This window comes from Rhizobium sp. BK376, from assembly GCF_004341625.1.
In the GTDB taxonomy this organism is placed as follows: domain Bacteria; phylum Pseudomonadota; class Alphaproteobacteria; order Rhizobiales; family Rhizobiaceae; genus Rhizobium.
Genome location: NZ_SLZG01000015.1, coordinates 60,705 through 75,848, shown reverse-complemented (window position 1 = coordinate 75,848; position 15,144 = coordinate 60,705). Strand labels below are relative to the sequence as shown.

Sequence of the window (15,144 nt, the reverse complement as noted above, 5' to 3'; positions counted from 1 at the left end):
TTTCCGCAAGCCCGAGGCCTCAACCGGCTGTCAGCCCATGAGCCTATACCGCGGCGACCGACAGACTGTTGGCATCCGACCGGCGGAAGCGCATCTAGACGGTGGTCGATACGGATGGCCGGCCCGTCGTCCATTCCGATCGTGGCGCTCACTATCGCTGGCCAGGCTGGCTCTCGCGGATCGCAGATGCCAACCTCACTCGCTGCTCACCTGACAACGCGGCGTGCGAAGGCTTCTTTGGACGGCTAAAAACGGATCAAGATCTCGCTTGGTTCTCTCAGTCCCATCGAATACCAAGAGAGTCTTGGACTCAAAGGATAAACCAGTCCAAGTTTTTATCCGCACCCCACAATTGCCGTTTCACGATGACCCATAGTGTCCCTCAAAATATCCAGATATTCCATCGGCCTGTCTGTGGCGAGCCGGATCAAAGCGGGATGGAATTCAACACGGATAGCTCAAGGCACCGCTAACGGATGCTGCCTCAATTGCAGTTATGGATCGGCAAACGACGTTCCTGGCATGGGACGCAAGGCCTCGACAATCGAGGCCTCACCCGATTTTAGCTGGATCAGCCATCGAGATGGCCGCTTGCGGCTGCGGCTGCGGTCTGTATAGAAATCGCCACGTCGACACCCTTGACCACCGAGGCGCCGCTTGCGCGGAAATCGCTGACCGTTTTGAGATTTCCGACCGTTGGATCGGCAAGGGGCACGATCGTGCCCGCGTCGAGATCTGCAATCCAAAGGTCCTTTTTCACCGGTCACACCGACGATAACAACTTTTGCCATTCTGGTAGTCCCTTTCAAGTGGATGGTTGATTTTAGAATCCAGCTTTCTTTAGGCCTTCCCGATAAATGTCTTTCTGCCACTGTTCTTTCAGGGGTAAGACAGCAAGCCATTTGTCGACGTCGAATTGAGGGTTTGCTTCACGTGCTCGATGAACGAAGAATTTCGCCTTCTCGTCGTTATCCAGCATCGCCCAGCTTGCGGCCGAGAGCCGGTCGGCAAGATCACTATCTTCCATCTCATCGATATAGCTGAGCGCGCCAATAAAGTTGCCGAGACAATAGCTCGCGCCCGCCGCGGTCCATAAATAGGAGTCAGGGCTCATGGGATTAAGCTGAATTGCTCGTTCGATCTTCTGCAGCGCGAGATCCGGCCGTGAAAAATGAACCAGCGTGTCGGCATGGTCGGCGATGATATCGGCGTAAGGCGGGCTCAGGGTTTCCGACAATTCCAGAGCGCTAACGCTTTCATCGATCGAACCCTGAAGAAGATTGGCAATCCCCAATTCACGATGTCCATCTGCGGAATCGTTCCGTGTTTCGATCGCCCGCGTCGCACAGGCTGAGGCAGTCTTCAACAAATCGACGTCCCCGCGCGCAGTGAGAAGCCATTCCTTGGCGTAGGTGCGGGCAAGCGAACTCAGCACTGGTGCGAAATCTTGACCATCTTCCAGTGCAGCCTTCAATTCCTTGCGCGCGCGACGTAAATTGGGGAGCGTCAGGCGATTGAGATAATGGCGTCCCACGAGGTAGCGATGATAAGCGACCGCGTTCCGCTCGATGTAGGTACGTGTGATTTCATCGTTTTCGATCCGGCCTACCACGGAAAGGGCAATTCGTCGGGAGAGGTCGCGACGTCGGCGCATCAACTGTGACTAGTCGAGGTGATACCGTTCGGCCCATATGATCTCGGCGTTATCCGGATGGATCAGCTGAACGAATAAAGAGATATCGTTATCGTCGGCGCCGCTCAATCGAGTGTCGAGAACGTAGTTGATGTCATAGCGCTTGAAGGTACCGGGCTGTTCTTCCAATCTATTGCTGATCTGGATGGCCGTGTGAGGCGCAATGACTTCAAGGCTGTTGAGGGCACAGAATCCGATCGTGACGTCTTCGATCAACGATGACGCAAGGATGCCAACCATCGGATCACGATGCGCGTTGTTCGGCGGGAGCAAAGCAAGGCGGGGAATGACCGTCCTGGGGTATTTCTTAGGCGAAGAGGGAACGCTTGTGATCGATATGGAGGATGCCGTCGGGCGCCGCGCTACCGGCGCCTTTTTAGTAGACGTCCTGTCGACAGTGGTACGGGAGGCATCAAGAGCTCGGGAAAGCAATTCCTTCCGTTGCTCAAAGAATGTCCGGAAATATTCCACCTCCTCTTCCGCGTTGAACAATTGTATGAGCAGCCGCAGCGTATCCGGATCCTCCGGCTCGGTTCGAAAGATGAGAATGGCAGCGCTCTTTATAACCTCATCATCTTCCGGCCCCCTCAATTTCTGTGCCGTCAGTCAACAGTGGGATCTTGCGATCGACCATTAATCTGGATGACGCGCTTATCGAAAGGGCCCGTTCTCTAACCGGCTCGAAGGAAAACGTCCGCGGTGGAATTTACTGCTGGCTCGCCAGAGACTAGCACCGGTATTGCAGGCAGCGCGGCGGCTCCTCGTCTTTACAAACTGCTGGGAGCAATCAAATAATTGAAAAATTTTCAATTGCAGGCGCCAATCAGAATTTCGTTCCGCAATACCCCTTCCGCCATCACATATTCGCACATGATCGCTGCAAACTTAAAATGAAAAACTATTGAGGCCGTCGAGTTCGCTTGGTAGCGTTGAAGCGCTTCAAAATAAGATTGTCTCATGCACCGCAAACGTCCAACCATTGCCGATGTCGCTCGATCTGCCGGTGTCTCCATCGGTACGGTGTCGAACTATATAAATGGAACCGCGACGGTCAAAGACGCAACGCGCGAACGTATTGAGAAAGCCATCGCCTCCCTCGCCTATCGGCCCAGTGCGATTGCGCGTTCGCTTTCGGGGCATTCCGCCGGGAGGCAACGCGACCTTGGCGGACTGCCGCGTTTGCTCGTGGTCGGCTATATCAGCGTGGATTATCTCTGCAGGGTCGCGGTCCTGCCTCATCGCGACGATCGCGTCACAGCGCGCCATATCGAAAAGGCACTCGGCGGTCCTGCAGCAAATCTTGCCGTTGCCGCGGCAGGTGTCGGCGCACCATTCGCGCTGGACGTCGAGCTAGCCACCGCCGTCGGTGACGACCCTGACAGTGACTGGGCACTGCATGAACTTGGAAAACGCGGCGTTCACGCCCTGCCGATCAAGCGTCCTTTCAATAACAGGCTCTCACGCGCAATCGTCATCATCGAGCTGAACGGCAGCCGGACGATCATAAACGAGCCTTTCGAACTGAGCGAAGTCGACCTGACCGCCAATATGGATGTGCAGCCGGAAACGCGCCCGGCATGTCTTCATATAGAAGGCTTTCACTATGAGCGGATGATGAGTTCGATCGACCGCTTTCACCAGGCTGGATGGCGCGTCAGTCTCCATTCGACCGGTCTGCCGGAAAGCTCGCGCACTCCGGCCGCCTTTCTTGATCTGGTGAAGCATGTCGACTTGACATTCGTCAATGATGTGACGCTTCGCGAGATATTCGATTTTCGCACGCCGATTTCGACAATGATCCAACAGACCCATGACGCGCTCTCACGCGTCAAAGGACGCGGCGACGTGGTCCTGACCCTTGGAGAATTCGGAGCGGTCGTTTTTAGACGCGGCGGCGGCCCCCAGATCGAAGTGCCGGCCTTGCCTGTCGAGCGGGTGGACGCCACGGGAGCCGGCGACGCCTTCGCGGGTGTTTTCCTCAGCTTGTGGCTTCACGGCGCTACCCTTGAGGAGGCCGCCCGTTACGCGGCAGTTGCCGGCAGCCTGACAACGACCGCGGAGGGTGCCCAGGGTCGGGTGTCAACCTTTGAAGAGCTGAAAGCGGAACTACGACCAGTCTTAGGAATGGCTTCGCGATAATGCGCGGCTGAAACGAAGAAGCACGGTGCGAACAAGAACACCGGCTTAAAAGCAGGGAACGAAAATGGTCTTCAGGATGTCGGGAATTGTGAAGCGCTTCGGTGGGCTGGTAGCGCTCAACCATGTCGACTTCGAGGTTGCAGACAGCGAGGTCATGGCACTTGTCGGCGACAATGGCGCCGGGAAATCGACTCTGATCAAAACCATGTCCGGCGCACACGTGCCTGACGAAGGCGAGATAAGGATGCTTGGAGAGCTCGTCCGGTTTCGATCTCCTCAGGATGCCTGGAAAAGCGGCGTGGCGACAATCTATCAAGAGCTTGCCCTCGCCGGGAAAATGACGGTGGTCGACAACATTTTCCTCGGTCGCGAGATCAAGCGCCCGCGTCTGGGAATTCCCTTTCTCGATCTGCAGGCCATGCGCAATCGCACCACCGAGCTTCTGGCCCAACTCGACGTACACGTGCCGAGTATCGATAGCTGGGTCGAGCAGATGTCCGGCGGCCAGCGCCAGGGCGTCGCAATTGCCCGAGCTCTCAATATGGATGCGCGACTGATCATCATGGATGAGCCGACCGCCGCGCTCGCCGTCGCCGAGGTGCGCAAGGTTCTCGATTTCGTTGTCCGACTGCGCCAACAAGGAAAATCGGTCGTGCTGATTTCCCATAATATCCAAGACGTCTTCGAGGTGTCGGACCGTATCTCGGTCATGCGCCATGGGCGATGCATCGCGGTCCGCGAGACACGCAAGACGACACCCCAGGAAATAATCGGCCTCATCACCGGGGCTCACGAAGTCCGCGCTGTCGCCTCCTAAGCGCTGGCACAATCCGGCTTGCCGGAGAGCATTCAACAAGAAACCAAAGGGAACTAAAACATGAAAAACCTGATGATATCCGCTTTCATAGGCCTTCTTGCCAATACCGCGACGATCGTTGCAGTCCATGCCGCCGACGTGCGCGTCGCCTTTGTCCCACAGATCCAGGGCATCCCCTACTATGTCGCCATGGAGGAGGGAGCGAAGAAGGCGGCGGCGAAGTTTGGCGTCCAATATACACAGCAGGGTCCGACCAGCACAAATTCGGCGGACCAGCTCCGGATCTTCGAGAGTTTCGTGAATCAGGGCTTCAACGTGGTCGGCGTTTCGCCCGTCGACGTCGAAACGTTGAAGCCGGCGATCACGGCCGCCGAGAAGAAAGGCGTTCACGTCATCACGTCGGACGCGGACGCTGCGGGCAGTGATCGCGAGTTCTACGTCGCTCAAGCGATGGATAAGGATCTCGGTTACACGATCCTCGATGAAATGGTCAAACGCGTCGGCAAGCAGGGCAAGATCGCAATCATTTCAGATGCGCCGACCATTGCGAGCCTGAACAACTGGATCGCCGCCATCCAGGAACGGGCAAAGTCGGCCTATCCGGATCTTCAGATTGTCTCGGTCGATCATACGGACGGGACTGCGGCACGGGCATTTCAATTCGCAACCGATGCAATGACGCGGAATCCCGACCTCAAGGGCATCATCGGCATCGCGTCGACGACCTGCCCGGGGATCGGCCAGGCCGTTGAAGCGGCGGGGCGTACGGGTTCGATCGTGACCAGCGGCTTCTGCTCGCCGAATACGGTTCGTGATTATGTCACGAGCGGCGCCATGACCTACACCGTGCTTTGGAACCCTGCCGACCTTGGCTATCTTACGGTCTGGGCCGGCAAACAGATTGCCGATGGCTCGAAGTTCGATGCAGCTCCGAAGGTCGATGGCTTGGAAGCTGACGTGAAATGGATGCCTGCCGACAAGACGCTGCTGCTTGGCGCGCCGATGGTTTTCACCAAGGATAATATCGGCAATTTCAACTTCTGATCTGCCTGTCCACCGATCCCGGCAAGTCCCCTGCGTCTTGCCGGGAAAGATCGAAAGTTGTTACCATGCAAGATGTTATCGCCATGCGCCCCGCACTTCGCATCACTTCGCCGACCGCGACACGCGAGTTGGCGCTTTTCGCGGCCATCCTCGTTGTTGGCACGGGGTTTTCGTTTGCGTCCCCCTATTTTTTAACTCCTCTGAACCTGATTCAGACGCTGCGCGTGGCACTTGAACTGGCGATCGTCAGCGCGGGCATGACTTTGGTAATCATCATGGGCGGAATAGATGTCAGCGTCGGCGGCATTCTGGCTGTGTCCGCGATCATCATCGGGAAGGGATATCAGGCCGGCCTGCCTTCTGTTGCTGTTGCGCCGATGGGCCTTCTGACAGGTGCGCTGCTTGGCGGCTGGAACGGATTTCTGACCACAAAGCTGAAAGTGCCGCCAATCATCGCGACGCTCGGCTCGATGTATATTTTCTCCGCAATCATGTTTCTGGCCATTGGCGGCGCTTGGATCTCCGGGCTTCCTGGCACGCTCTCTCCGATGATCAACGGCAACGTCCTCGGCATACCCGCGGCAGCGATCGTCATCATCTGCGTCTATCTAGGCTGCTGGCTCATCCTGAGGAAGATCCCGTTCGGCCGACACCTCTATGCGATCGGATGCAGCGAACCATCGGCGCGGCTTGTCGGCATCAACGTCGATCGCACCAAGATTGCGACCTATGCCATACTCGGATTGCTGGCCGGTTTTGCTGCACTTCTCTACGTCGCGAGGCTGCGCAATGTGGAAATCAACATCGGTACCACGGTCGCGCTCGAGGCGATCGCCGCCACCGTCCTCGGCGGCACCAGCATCACGGGCGGCGTCGGCAGCCTGCTCGGGACGTTGCTCGGCGTGATCTTCATTCGTGTCATACAGAACGGGCTCGTACTGGTCGGGATCTCCTCATTATGGGAAACCGTGATCATCGGGTCGCTGCTCATCATCGTCCTTGCTGGCGACGCCTTGCACAATCTTAGGAAAACCAAGAGCCCCCGATGACAAACTTCATGACCTATTTTCGTGGCGATCCGCTCAAGTCACGGCTTCTATTGCTTGTCTGCCTCTGGCTGGTGGCACTGGTGGCAATGAGCGCAGTGTCCCCCTACTTCCTGCAGGCAAGCACGCTGCCATACCTCCTCCAATACGTTCCGGTGCTTGGGCTGCTCGGTCTTGGGCAAACACTCGTCATCCTTGCTGGAGGCCCGGGCATCGATTTGTCCGTCGGTTCAATCGTCTCCTTAACCGGTGTCGTCATCGGGGGGTTGTTTGCAGCGGGCTTTGCAATTTGGCCGGCGTGCATCGTGGGGCTGGCGTTCGGCGGCCTCCTCGGTCTGCTGAACGGCGTGCTCATCAACGTCTTGAATATTCCCTCGCTGATGGCGACACTGGCTACCATGTTTGCCTACGGAGGGGTGGCCATCGCAACGACGCAGGGAGCTCCGGTCGGTGGTTTGCCGCAATCGTTCAGCTGGCTGGGCCAGGGCACGACGTTCTCCCTCCCGAACTCCTTTCTCTTCGTTCTCCTGCCGGTTGCAATCATTCTCCACGTCATGTTGACGCGCACGACCATCGGTCGGCATATCGTTGCATGCGGCAACGATGAACGTGCTGCACATCTCTCTGGCTTGAATGTCGTTCGCCTGCGTATCGGCCTCTATATTCTGAGCGGCCTGCTTTCGGCCCTAGGCAGTGTCATCTCGCTCTCCTGGTTCCTCGCTGCGCGTCCGGACGCCGGCAAGGGTATGGAGCTTCTTGCCGTGACGATTGCCGTCCTTGGCGGAACCCATATTTTCGGCGGCATGGGCGGCATTCCAGGAACCGTCATCGCCATCCTGATTATCACCACGCTGCAAATCGGCCTTCAACTTGCCAATATTTCGGCGGCATGGCAGCTCGGCATTATCGGCGTGATGCTCATCGCATCCGTGGCTCGCAGCGACGTTATCCGCAAGATGTGGAGCTTCAAGCTGTGAAGACGGAATTTGACGTGCTCTGCATCGGCGATCTCGACGTCGATCTCTTTATTTCCGTGCCATCCATACCGGGCTTCGACCAGAAAATATCAGGCCGAAATCTGGGGCAACGACCGGGTGGGATGTCTGCCAACACCGCCGTTGCGCTTACAAGGCTTGGTCGTAGCGTGCGCCTGCTCTCGGTGGTTGGCGATGATGCCGCCGGCCGGCAAACGCTCGCACATCTGATGGCGGACGGTGTCGATGTCGGCTTCGTCAAGGAACTTCCGGCGGTCAGTACCTTCATGTGCGTGGTTCTCCTGTCTCCATCGGGGGAGAAATCCCTGATCAAGCTCGAATCCGACGCCTATCTGCCAAAGCCCGACGATCTTGTGCCAGAGGCTTTTGAAGGAATTCGCCACGTGCACGCGACCTATGGCTCGGCCGATTTGACCCTTCGCGCATTTGCGATGGCCCGTGATCGCAACATTCCCGTTTCGCTTGATCTGGAACCGCCCGATATTCGGTTGTCTCCGCAGCACCTGTCGACGGTATTGTCGATGGTCGATACCCTCTTCTTGAACGGTGAGGCCCTCAAGGAGGCATCGCAGGCACTCGGCCGCTGCATCCATCCCGGCATGCTCCGGCCAGGCGGCGAGATTGTCTTGACGCTAGGCGCAGAGGGTTGCCGCAGGATATCCGACGGCGGCACGCTGGACGTTCCGGGTTTCAAGGTAGAGGCCGTCGATACGACGGGCGCCGGCGACTGTTTTGCCGGGGCTTATCTGGCCTCGAAGCTCGAAAATTCGCCTGTACACGACCGCCTTCAGTTCGCCAACGCAGCGGCGGCCATCGCCACTCTCAGCTTTGGCGCCCAGGCCTCGATGCCCCGACGGGACGCCGTTAAACAGCTTCTTTCGACGTCCGGGCGATTTGATGCAAGCAAGACCCTTTCAGATGGAGCCCGCTGATGCCTGAACGGCGATTTGAACATGTGATGGAATTGAGCGGGCTGGACCTTTCAAAGCCCGACGATCAGACAATGCATTTTCTCTGGCAGATCGTCGACGAAGGCGTGCTTGGTGCCAGCAAGCACGTGTCGCTCGGCAACCAGTTGCTCCTGCATATTCTTGAGACGATCGCCGACCGGACCGAGGCTCTGCGGCGAGCGCGGCTTGCCGCCGGCTTTATCTCGCGCACACGCGGTCAGGATACGCCCGTCATTGGCAACAGCCTATCTCTACTTCTTGCCGACCTCGACAAGATCGACCCTGACCGGCAGGCCGAGGCGCTCAAGCAGCGCATCCATGAGTGGACCGCAGCTGCCGACCTTCGCAGGCAGACGCTGATATCGTCGGCCGTTCGGCATCTATCCGGCGCACGTGGGGTCATGGCATTTGACTATTCCAGTACGGTCGCTGCCATCGTTTTGGCGCTTGCCAAAACCAATGCTGATCTTGTTGTCGTTGTTCCGGAAAGCCGAACGATCGCCGGTGGCGCGCGCTATCTCGACGAGTTCCTGCCGGCAGGACTGCACGTGCGATATATACCCGATGCTGCGATCGAACACGGACTGGCAGATTGCGATGTAGCACTGTTCGGGGTCGAGACATTGCGTGCGGATGGAAGCTTTCTTAATACGATCGGTAGTCGGATGATTGCCCGGCTCGCGGCCCAACAGGATGTCGAAGTTTACGGCTGCACGGATTTGCTCAAACTGGATACCCGCAGCTACGACGGTCACCGTCCTGCGCCCGCCATCAGGAATTATGACCACCCCCTCCTTGATGCGTTGAAAATCGATGGGATCGAGAGGGCCGATACGCGAGCACCCGAACTTGAAGTTATCCCTGCAAATCTGGTCACCATGCTCCTTACGGAACATGGGCCGGTTCCTCCCCAGGCGATCTGGATGCTTGGTCGCCAGACGTTCAAGCCGTAATAAAGGTTCGACATGATCAACGATATGATGGAGCGCGAGATCGCCGCACAGGCGAGCGTGCTTGCCGATTGCCTTGGACCCATTGCTTCCGCCGTCTCAAAACTTGCTGGGGCCGAGGGGCGAATATTCGCCGGGGGCTGTGGAGACTCGGTGTTCGCACCAGCAGCTCTTGCCGGCGTGTTTGCAGCAATGGACATTGATATCGTTGCAAGAACATCGATGTCGCTCGCCGGCTTCACCCGCTTCCTTGCCGGCGACACGGTGATCCTTTCCTCGATTTCGGGGGGAACGAAGCGAACGGTCGAGGCGGCGACCATTGCGCATGCCGCAGGCGCAAGAGTGATCGCGGTGACGTGCAATCAAGACAGCGCTCTCGCAAGTGTTGCAGACGATACGATCTTGCTGCCATTCACACCGCTTTCTCGAAAGACGCCGCACACGCTTGATTATGCGGTGACGATGCTGGCTCTCGTGCGGCTGGGGCTGCATTTCAAGGGTAAGGCCGCCGAGGATCTGACACACATCCTTGGGAAAGTTCCCTCTCTGCTGGAAGACGCAAGTACAAGGGCGGTTGCCATTGCCGCGGGGATGGGCGAAGGCAAGCTCTTTCTGCTGGGCGCCGGGCCCGATCTCGGGTCAGCCGAATATGGGGCTGCGAAATTTCACGAAGCGGGCGGTCTCGTCGCGATTGCGGCTGAAACCGAAAACTTCATTCATGGCATGAATTTCATGGTTGAACCGGAAGATACAATTCTTGCGCTGGCCGGCAACGTAGCCGGGCGTTCGCGAGGCGAAGGTGTCGTCGAACAATTCTCGACCTTCGTGGCCCACGCCGGGCTGATCGGAGGCCCTCCTGAAAATCCTTCCTGGGCGGCCCAGTTTCGGTCCGTGCTGCGCACGACATTCGAACTGCAGTGCCTATGCCTCGCGGTAGCGAATATAAACAACCTTGCTTTGGAGTCGCCCCGCGCGGGGCGCGACAACGGCAGCGTTCATCTTGAGATCCAATCGCGATTGATGGCTCGATGAAGGAGACAGAGCGCAGCACGATCGATTTGCAATTGGCCTGTCCTTGAATTAGCGGCCCCTTCAAAGCCGATGCCCTCAAATCAAAATCAAATCGCAGAATGAGAGAAAATTTAGCAAAAGCAGCTTGACGAAATGTCATGACGTTATACTCTTTCGACATGAGCTGGAACGACGCAAAACTTGATGAAGGCCCCATCCCTCTCTGGTCGCAGATTGCCGAGCGGCTGCGAGGTGACATCGATAGCGGACGTTTCAAGCCGGGAGATACGCTGCCAGGTGAGACCGAAATCAACCTGCATTTCGGAGTTAGCCGCAGCACCTCACGGGCCGCGCTCGACTATCTGGAGACGGAAGGCTTAATAAAAAGGCGATCAGGGCGTGGATCGATCGTAGTCGAGCCGCGTGTCGAGCGGCCGCTCAACCGGATTTCGTCGTTCTCGGAGGACATGCGGTCAAGAGGTCTGCAGCCTGGCTATCGCACACGCTGGATCAAGATCGTGCCGGCAAGCCAGGTCGTTGCTGCGGAATTGCAGATGCTGCCTGGAGAGCCCGTTGTAGAGATCGACAGAACGATGTTTGCGGACGACAGGCCGCTTGCGACGTCGATCACTTACATGAAGCCCTCGATTTTCGAGAAATCAGGAATTCCAACGGTTGAGGAGCTGGATGCGAGCTCTCTCTATGACCGGCTGCGCCGGGACGGCATCGTCATAGATACCGGCGACGAAAGGATCGAGGGCGCGCTGGCCGACGCAACAACGGCACGCATTCTTGAAGTGAAACAGCCCGCGGTCGTTCTCATCTGCCACAGGACGTCGCGAATGCCCGACCGGCGACCGGTCGAATATGTCGTGCTTCATTATCTGGCCGAACGCTACAGCTTCCACGTGAAGCTGGGTTAACCGCACCGGCGCTGACTGCCGTTTCTAGGACAATGCCTCGCGGCGCAGTTCGCGGGACTGCCGGAGGTTTGCCACGCACGCCCCGGCGATTGCAACTCATCCTTTGTCATCAGCAATTATGCCGCCGGGCCTTCACCCGGCGTAGGAAAAGCGCGTCCTCGAAGACCCGCAACACAATAAAAACACCAGAGAAGGAACATTGAATTGAGAACAACGTGCACTTCGATCTTAGGCATTGCCGCCCTCTCCCTGTTTCTGCTGCCGATCAGCGCGTCTGCCCAGACCCCGCAGAAAGGAGGCACGCTCAATGTCGGCGTCGTTTCCGATCCGGTAACGCTCGATCCGGCGTTCTTCGCTTCCTATTTCGAGCTTTACGAGCAGTACCTCATCTACGAACCGCTTTTGACCATGACCCCCGACCTTAAGGTCGTGCCGGGCATCGCGAGCTACAAGCAGATCGACAACCTGACATATGCGTTCGACATCAAGCCCGGCGTAACGTTCCAGGACGGCACCCTCTACGATGCTGTTGCCGCAAAATTCAATCTTGACCGCATGCTCGACCCGAAGGTCGGCTCGCCCCGTCGCTCAGATCTCGGCCCTGTCACCTCGGTCGACGTAACGGGCCCCTTGAGTTTTACCGTCAAGTTCTCTCAGCCCTATGCGCAGTTCCCGCTGGTGATGACCAATCGCGCCGGGCTGTTCGTCTCGCCGACCGCGCTGCAGAAGCTCGGCCCAGACTTTCCGGCAAAAGGCGTCGGTGCCGGTCCTTACAAGCTGGAAAGCTGGACAAAGAACGGCCAGATGGTTCTCACTGCGTTTGACGGCTACTTCAAGGGACGTCCGGCACTGGACAAGATCGTCATCCGCCCGATCCCGGATGAAACCTTGCGTACCGCAAGCTTGAAAAGCGGCGACTTGCAGCTCACCGATCTTGTGCCACCGCAGATGCTCGGCCAGATCAAGACCGACCCGAATATTGCTGTTGCCGACCTTCCTGGCCTGGGGTTCAACGCGTTTTCGATCAACAACACGGCCGCTCCGTTCAACAACAAGAAGGTGCGGCAGGCGCTGCTCTATGCGATCGACAAAGATGTGGTGAACAAGGTCGCCTACTTCAATTCCGGCACACCGTCCTACGGCCCGGTACCCCCCCCGGTCTCCTGGGCCTTCGACGCGAATTTCAAGCCCTACAAGCGCAATATCGCCAAGGCCAAGCAACTGCTGGCAGAGGCCGGCCATGCGGACGGCGTCTCTTTCGCGATCACGGTCGTCGCCTCGCCGCTGCAACTGCGCATAGCCCAGATCATCCAGGCACAGGCACAGGAAGCCGGTTTCAAGGTCTCGGTCCGACAGGTTGACGCGACGAGCCTGATCACCGTTCTGCAGAAAAGAGACTACGATATCTGCTGGTCTCCCTGGAGCGGCCGCCCGGATCCGGATGGCAATATGTTCAACTGGTTCACCAAGGATGGCCCGAACAACTTCTCGGGTTACCAGAGCGACGTGGTGGATGGCCTGATGCGCAAGGCACGCGTCAGCGCAACCCAGGACGACCGCGCAGCGATGTATAAACAGGCTCAACAGATCATTTCCGACGATGCGGCAATGATGTTCCTTCATTTCGACTCGACGTTGCAGGGCTCCGGCAAAAAGCTGCATTGGACGCCCTATCCCGACACCGCATTCCGTCTCGGCGACGCGTGGCTGGAAAAATGATCGGAGTTCGACCCGAAATTCAGGCAAGGCCGCCGCAGAAGTCTCTCAGTTTGCGGCGGCGAAACACACGACAACAAAAGGCATATTAGATGAGTGAAGCAACCAAGGCACATCCTGTTTTCCGACCAAAGCCAAACGCGATCGAACAGATTTTTGGCCGGCGCAAAGCGATCATCGGGGTCATCCATTCGCTGGCCCTGCCCGGCTCTCCAAACTATGATGGCCAACCGATTTCCGAAATCATCGATTTTGCGGTCGCCGAAGCCGAACGATACAAGGCGGGTGGCGTCGACGGGTTGATCGTCGAGAACCACGGCGATATTCCGTTTGCCAAGCCGGATCGTCTTGGGCCCGAGACAGCCGCTTCCATGGCGGTCATGGCCGACACGGTAAGACGGGCGAGCGGCCTGCCGATTGGCGTGAATGTGCTGGCGAATGGCGCGATCCAGGCGATAGCCGTCGCCAAGGCCGCCGGCGCCGCCTTCGTGCGCGTCAACCAATGGTCCAACGCCTATGTTGCGAACGAAGGATTGATGGACGGACCGGCCGGAGAAGCCGCCCGTTACCGCGCCTTTCTGCGCGGCCGCAACATCAAGATCTTTGCAGATGTGCATGTGAAGCACGGCGCTCATGCGATTACCGGCGACCGCACAATCCAGGAACTTGCCCGCGACAACGAATTCTTCGATGCCGATGTGGCCATCGCTACCGGCCAACGCACCGGCGATTCTGCCACGATGGAGGAATTGCGGACGATCAACGCGGGTACGGCCCTGCCAGTTACCGTTGGCTCCGGCGTCAACCCCGACAATATCGGCGATATTTTCACCGTCGCAGACGCAGTTATCGTCGCAAGTTACATGAAGCGCGATGGCGTGTGGTGGAATCCCGTGGATCCTGAAAGACTGAATGTCTTCATGGAAGCCGTTAAAAAAGCAAGGAACTGAGCTCCCATGGCGAGGGTCCTCGTGCTCGGGAATGCCGGGCTTGATATCAGTCTGAGCATGCCGCGCCTCCCGGAACGCGGGGAGACCCTTCTGGGCGACGGGGTTACCCGTGCGCCCGGTGGCAAGGGGCTCAACCAGGCTGTCTGCGCTGCGCGCGCAAGGGCCACGGTTCTCTTCCAAGCCCCGGTTGGCGACGATGCCACGGCAGACGAGATCAGATCCGCACTTGCGGCGGAAGCTGAACTCGCTTTTGAACCATCGGTGGTGCCAGGGGCAACGGATTTCTCGCTTCTGATGGTTTTGCCGGATGGTGAAAACAGCATCGTCAGCGCCGGACCCTGTGCCGCCGCCTTAGGCCGGGCGGCGGCGGCAGCCTTCGCCAGCCGAGTCGAGCCTCAGGACATTTTCCTCGCCCAGGGCAATCTTTCACTGGACGCAACGCTCGAAGCTTTTGTCGTGGCCCGGGGACGCGGAGCAAGAACCGTGCTGAATCCGGCGCCGATATGGTGGGACATCGACCCTCTCATCCCCCATTGCGACGTGCTGATCGTCAACCAGAGTGAAGCAGAAACGATCAGCGGCAAGACCGACCCGACGTTGGCGCTTGGTGAACTTTCCAGGCGCGGAGCTCAAACCACGATCGTCACACTCGGGGGCGACGGTTGTTTGATGCAGTCTGGTGGAAAAATGACGAGATACACAGCCGTGCCGGTGGACGTGCGCGACACGACAGGTTGCGGCGACACGTTCTGCGGCGTGCTCGCTGCTGCCCTCTCTCGCGATATGTCCCTGGATGACTCGATCCATTTCGCACAGGCGGCGGCGGCAATTACGGCGACACGCACGGGAGCTTACGCCGCCCTGCCGCAGCGCGTCGAACTCGACGCGCAATTCTCTGGGGGAGCCTGAC

General features: G+C 58.1%; 14 protein-coding genes and 3 pseudogenes. 14 read left to right on the top strand and 3 right to left on the bottom strand.

All coding sequences use genetic code 11. The features are described 5' to 3' along the window. Positions 1-92: 92 nt before the first annotated feature. Positions 93-321, top strand: a pseudogene (locus EV561_RS26330) (IS3 family transposase); the annotation flags it as partial. 250 nt (positions 322-571) lie between these two features. Here EV561_RS26330 and EV561_RS26325 read toward each other — a convergent pair. From EV561_RS26325 to EV561_RS26315, 3 genes and pseudogenes are all read right to left on the bottom strand, one after another. Then, a pseudogene (locus EV561_RS26325) lies at positions 572-791 on the bottom strand (hypothetical protein). A gap of 32 nt (positions 792-823) precedes the next feature. Beyond that, positions 824-1,657 (bottom strand): hypothetical protein, encoded by an 834-nt coding sequence (locus EV561_RS26320; RefSeq protein ID WP_132526058.1) that lies wholly within the window; start codon positions 1,655-1,657, stop codon positions 824-826. Between the two features lie 6 nt (positions 1,658-1,663). After that, a complete protein-coding gene (locus EV561_RS26315; protein WP_132526056.1) occupies positions 1,664-2,284 on the bottom strand; it encodes a hypothetical protein in 621 nt (206 codons plus the stop codon). Between the two features lie 29 nt (positions 2,285-2,313). Between EV561_RS26315 and EV561_RS26310 the strand changes: the two are divergent. The 13 genes and pseudogenes from EV561_RS26310 to EV561_RS26250 form a co-directional block, all read left to right on the top strand. Beyond that, positions 2,314-2,382: pseudogene (locus EV561_RS26310) on the top strand (type II toxin-antitoxin system VapB family antitoxin); the annotation flags it as partial. A gap of 268 nt (positions 2,383-2,650) precedes the next feature. Then, the gene (locus tag EV561_RS26305) at positions 2,651-3,832 is read left to right on the top strand and encodes a PfkB family carbohydrate kinase (RefSeq protein ID WP_132526054.1); all 1,182 of its coding nucleotides are present in this window, start codon (positions 2,651-2,653) and stop codon (positions 3,830-3,832) included. Positions 3,833-3,896: 64 nt separating this feature from the next. Then, positions 3,897-4,649: an ATP-binding cassette domain-containing protein gene (locus tag EV561_RS26300; RefSeq protein ID WP_132526052.1), complete on the top strand. Its 753-nt coding sequence runs from the start codon at positions 3,897-3,899 to the stop codon at positions 4,647-4,649. A 60-nt stretch (positions 4,650-4,709) separates the two neighbouring features. Then, complete coding sequence (locus EV561_RS26295; protein WP_245512937.1) at positions 4,710-5,693, top strand: autoinducer 2 ABC transporter substrate-binding protein; 984 nt, start codon at positions 4,710-4,712, stop codon at positions 5,691-5,693. A gap of 65 nt (positions 5,694-5,758) precedes the next feature. Beyond that, positions 5,759-6,742, top strand: coding sequence for an ABC transporter permease (locus tag EV561_RS26290; RefSeq protein ID WP_132526050.1), 984 nt, complete (start codon positions 5,759-5,761; stop codon positions 6,740-6,742). Continuing rightward, positions 6,739-7,716, top strand: a complete 978-nt coding sequence (locus EV561_RS26285) for an ABC transporter permease (protein ID WP_132526048.1) — start codon at positions 6,739-6,741, stop codon at positions 7,714-7,716. The genes EV561_RS26290 and EV561_RS26285 overlap by 4 nt, the downstream gene beginning before the upstream one ends. Next, positions 7,713-8,666 carry a carbohydrate kinase family protein gene (locus tag EV561_RS26280; RefSeq protein ID WP_165927916.1) on the top strand — a complete coding sequence of 318 codons (954 nt, stop codon included), beginning with the start codon at positions 7,713-7,715 and terminating at the stop codon, positions 8,664-8,666. Before EV561_RS26285 ends, EV561_RS26280 begins: the two co-directional genes overlap by 4 nt. Continuing rightward, on the top strand, positions 8,666-9,637 hold the full coding sequence (locus tag EV561_RS26275; RefSeq protein ID WP_132526044.1) for a hypothetical protein: 972 nt from the start codon (positions 8,666-8,668) through the stop codon (positions 9,635-9,637). The genes EV561_RS26280 and EV561_RS26275 overlap by 1 nt, the downstream gene beginning before the upstream one ends. Positions 9,638-9,649: 12 nt before the next feature. After that, the gene (locus tag EV561_RS26270; protein ID WP_132526042.1) at positions 9,650-10,666 is read left to right on the top strand and encodes an SIS domain-containing protein; all 1,017 of its coding nucleotides are present in this window, start codon (positions 9,650-9,652) and stop codon (positions 10,664-10,666) included. Positions 10,667-10,803: 137 nt separating this feature from the next. Further along, on the top strand, positions 10,804-11,568 hold the full coding sequence (locus EV561_RS26265) for a GntR family transcriptional regulator (RefSeq protein ID WP_132526040.1): 765 nt from the start codon (positions 10,804-10,806) through the stop codon (positions 11,566-11,568). Positions 11,569-11,772: 204 nt separating this feature from the next. Further along, positions 11,773-13,287 carry an ABC transporter substrate-binding protein gene (locus tag EV561_RS26260; RefSeq protein ID WP_132526038.1) on the top strand — a complete coding sequence of 505 codons (1,515 nt, stop codon included), beginning with the start codon at positions 11,773-11,775 and terminating at the stop codon, positions 13,285-13,287. Between the two features lie 89 nt (positions 13,288-13,376). Then, a complete protein-coding gene (locus tag EV561_RS26255; RefSeq protein ID WP_132526036.1) occupies positions 13,377-14,234 on the top strand; it encodes a BtpA/SgcQ family protein in 858 nt (285 codons plus the stop codon). A 6-nt stretch (positions 14,235-14,240) separates the two neighbouring features. Beyond that, positions 14,241-15,143 carry a ribokinase gene (locus tag EV561_RS26250; RefSeq protein ID WP_132526034.1) on the top strand — a complete coding sequence of 301 codons (903 nt, stop codon included), beginning with the start codon at positions 14,241-14,243 and terminating at the stop codon, positions 15,141-15,143. Position 15,144: the final 1 nt, after the last annotated feature.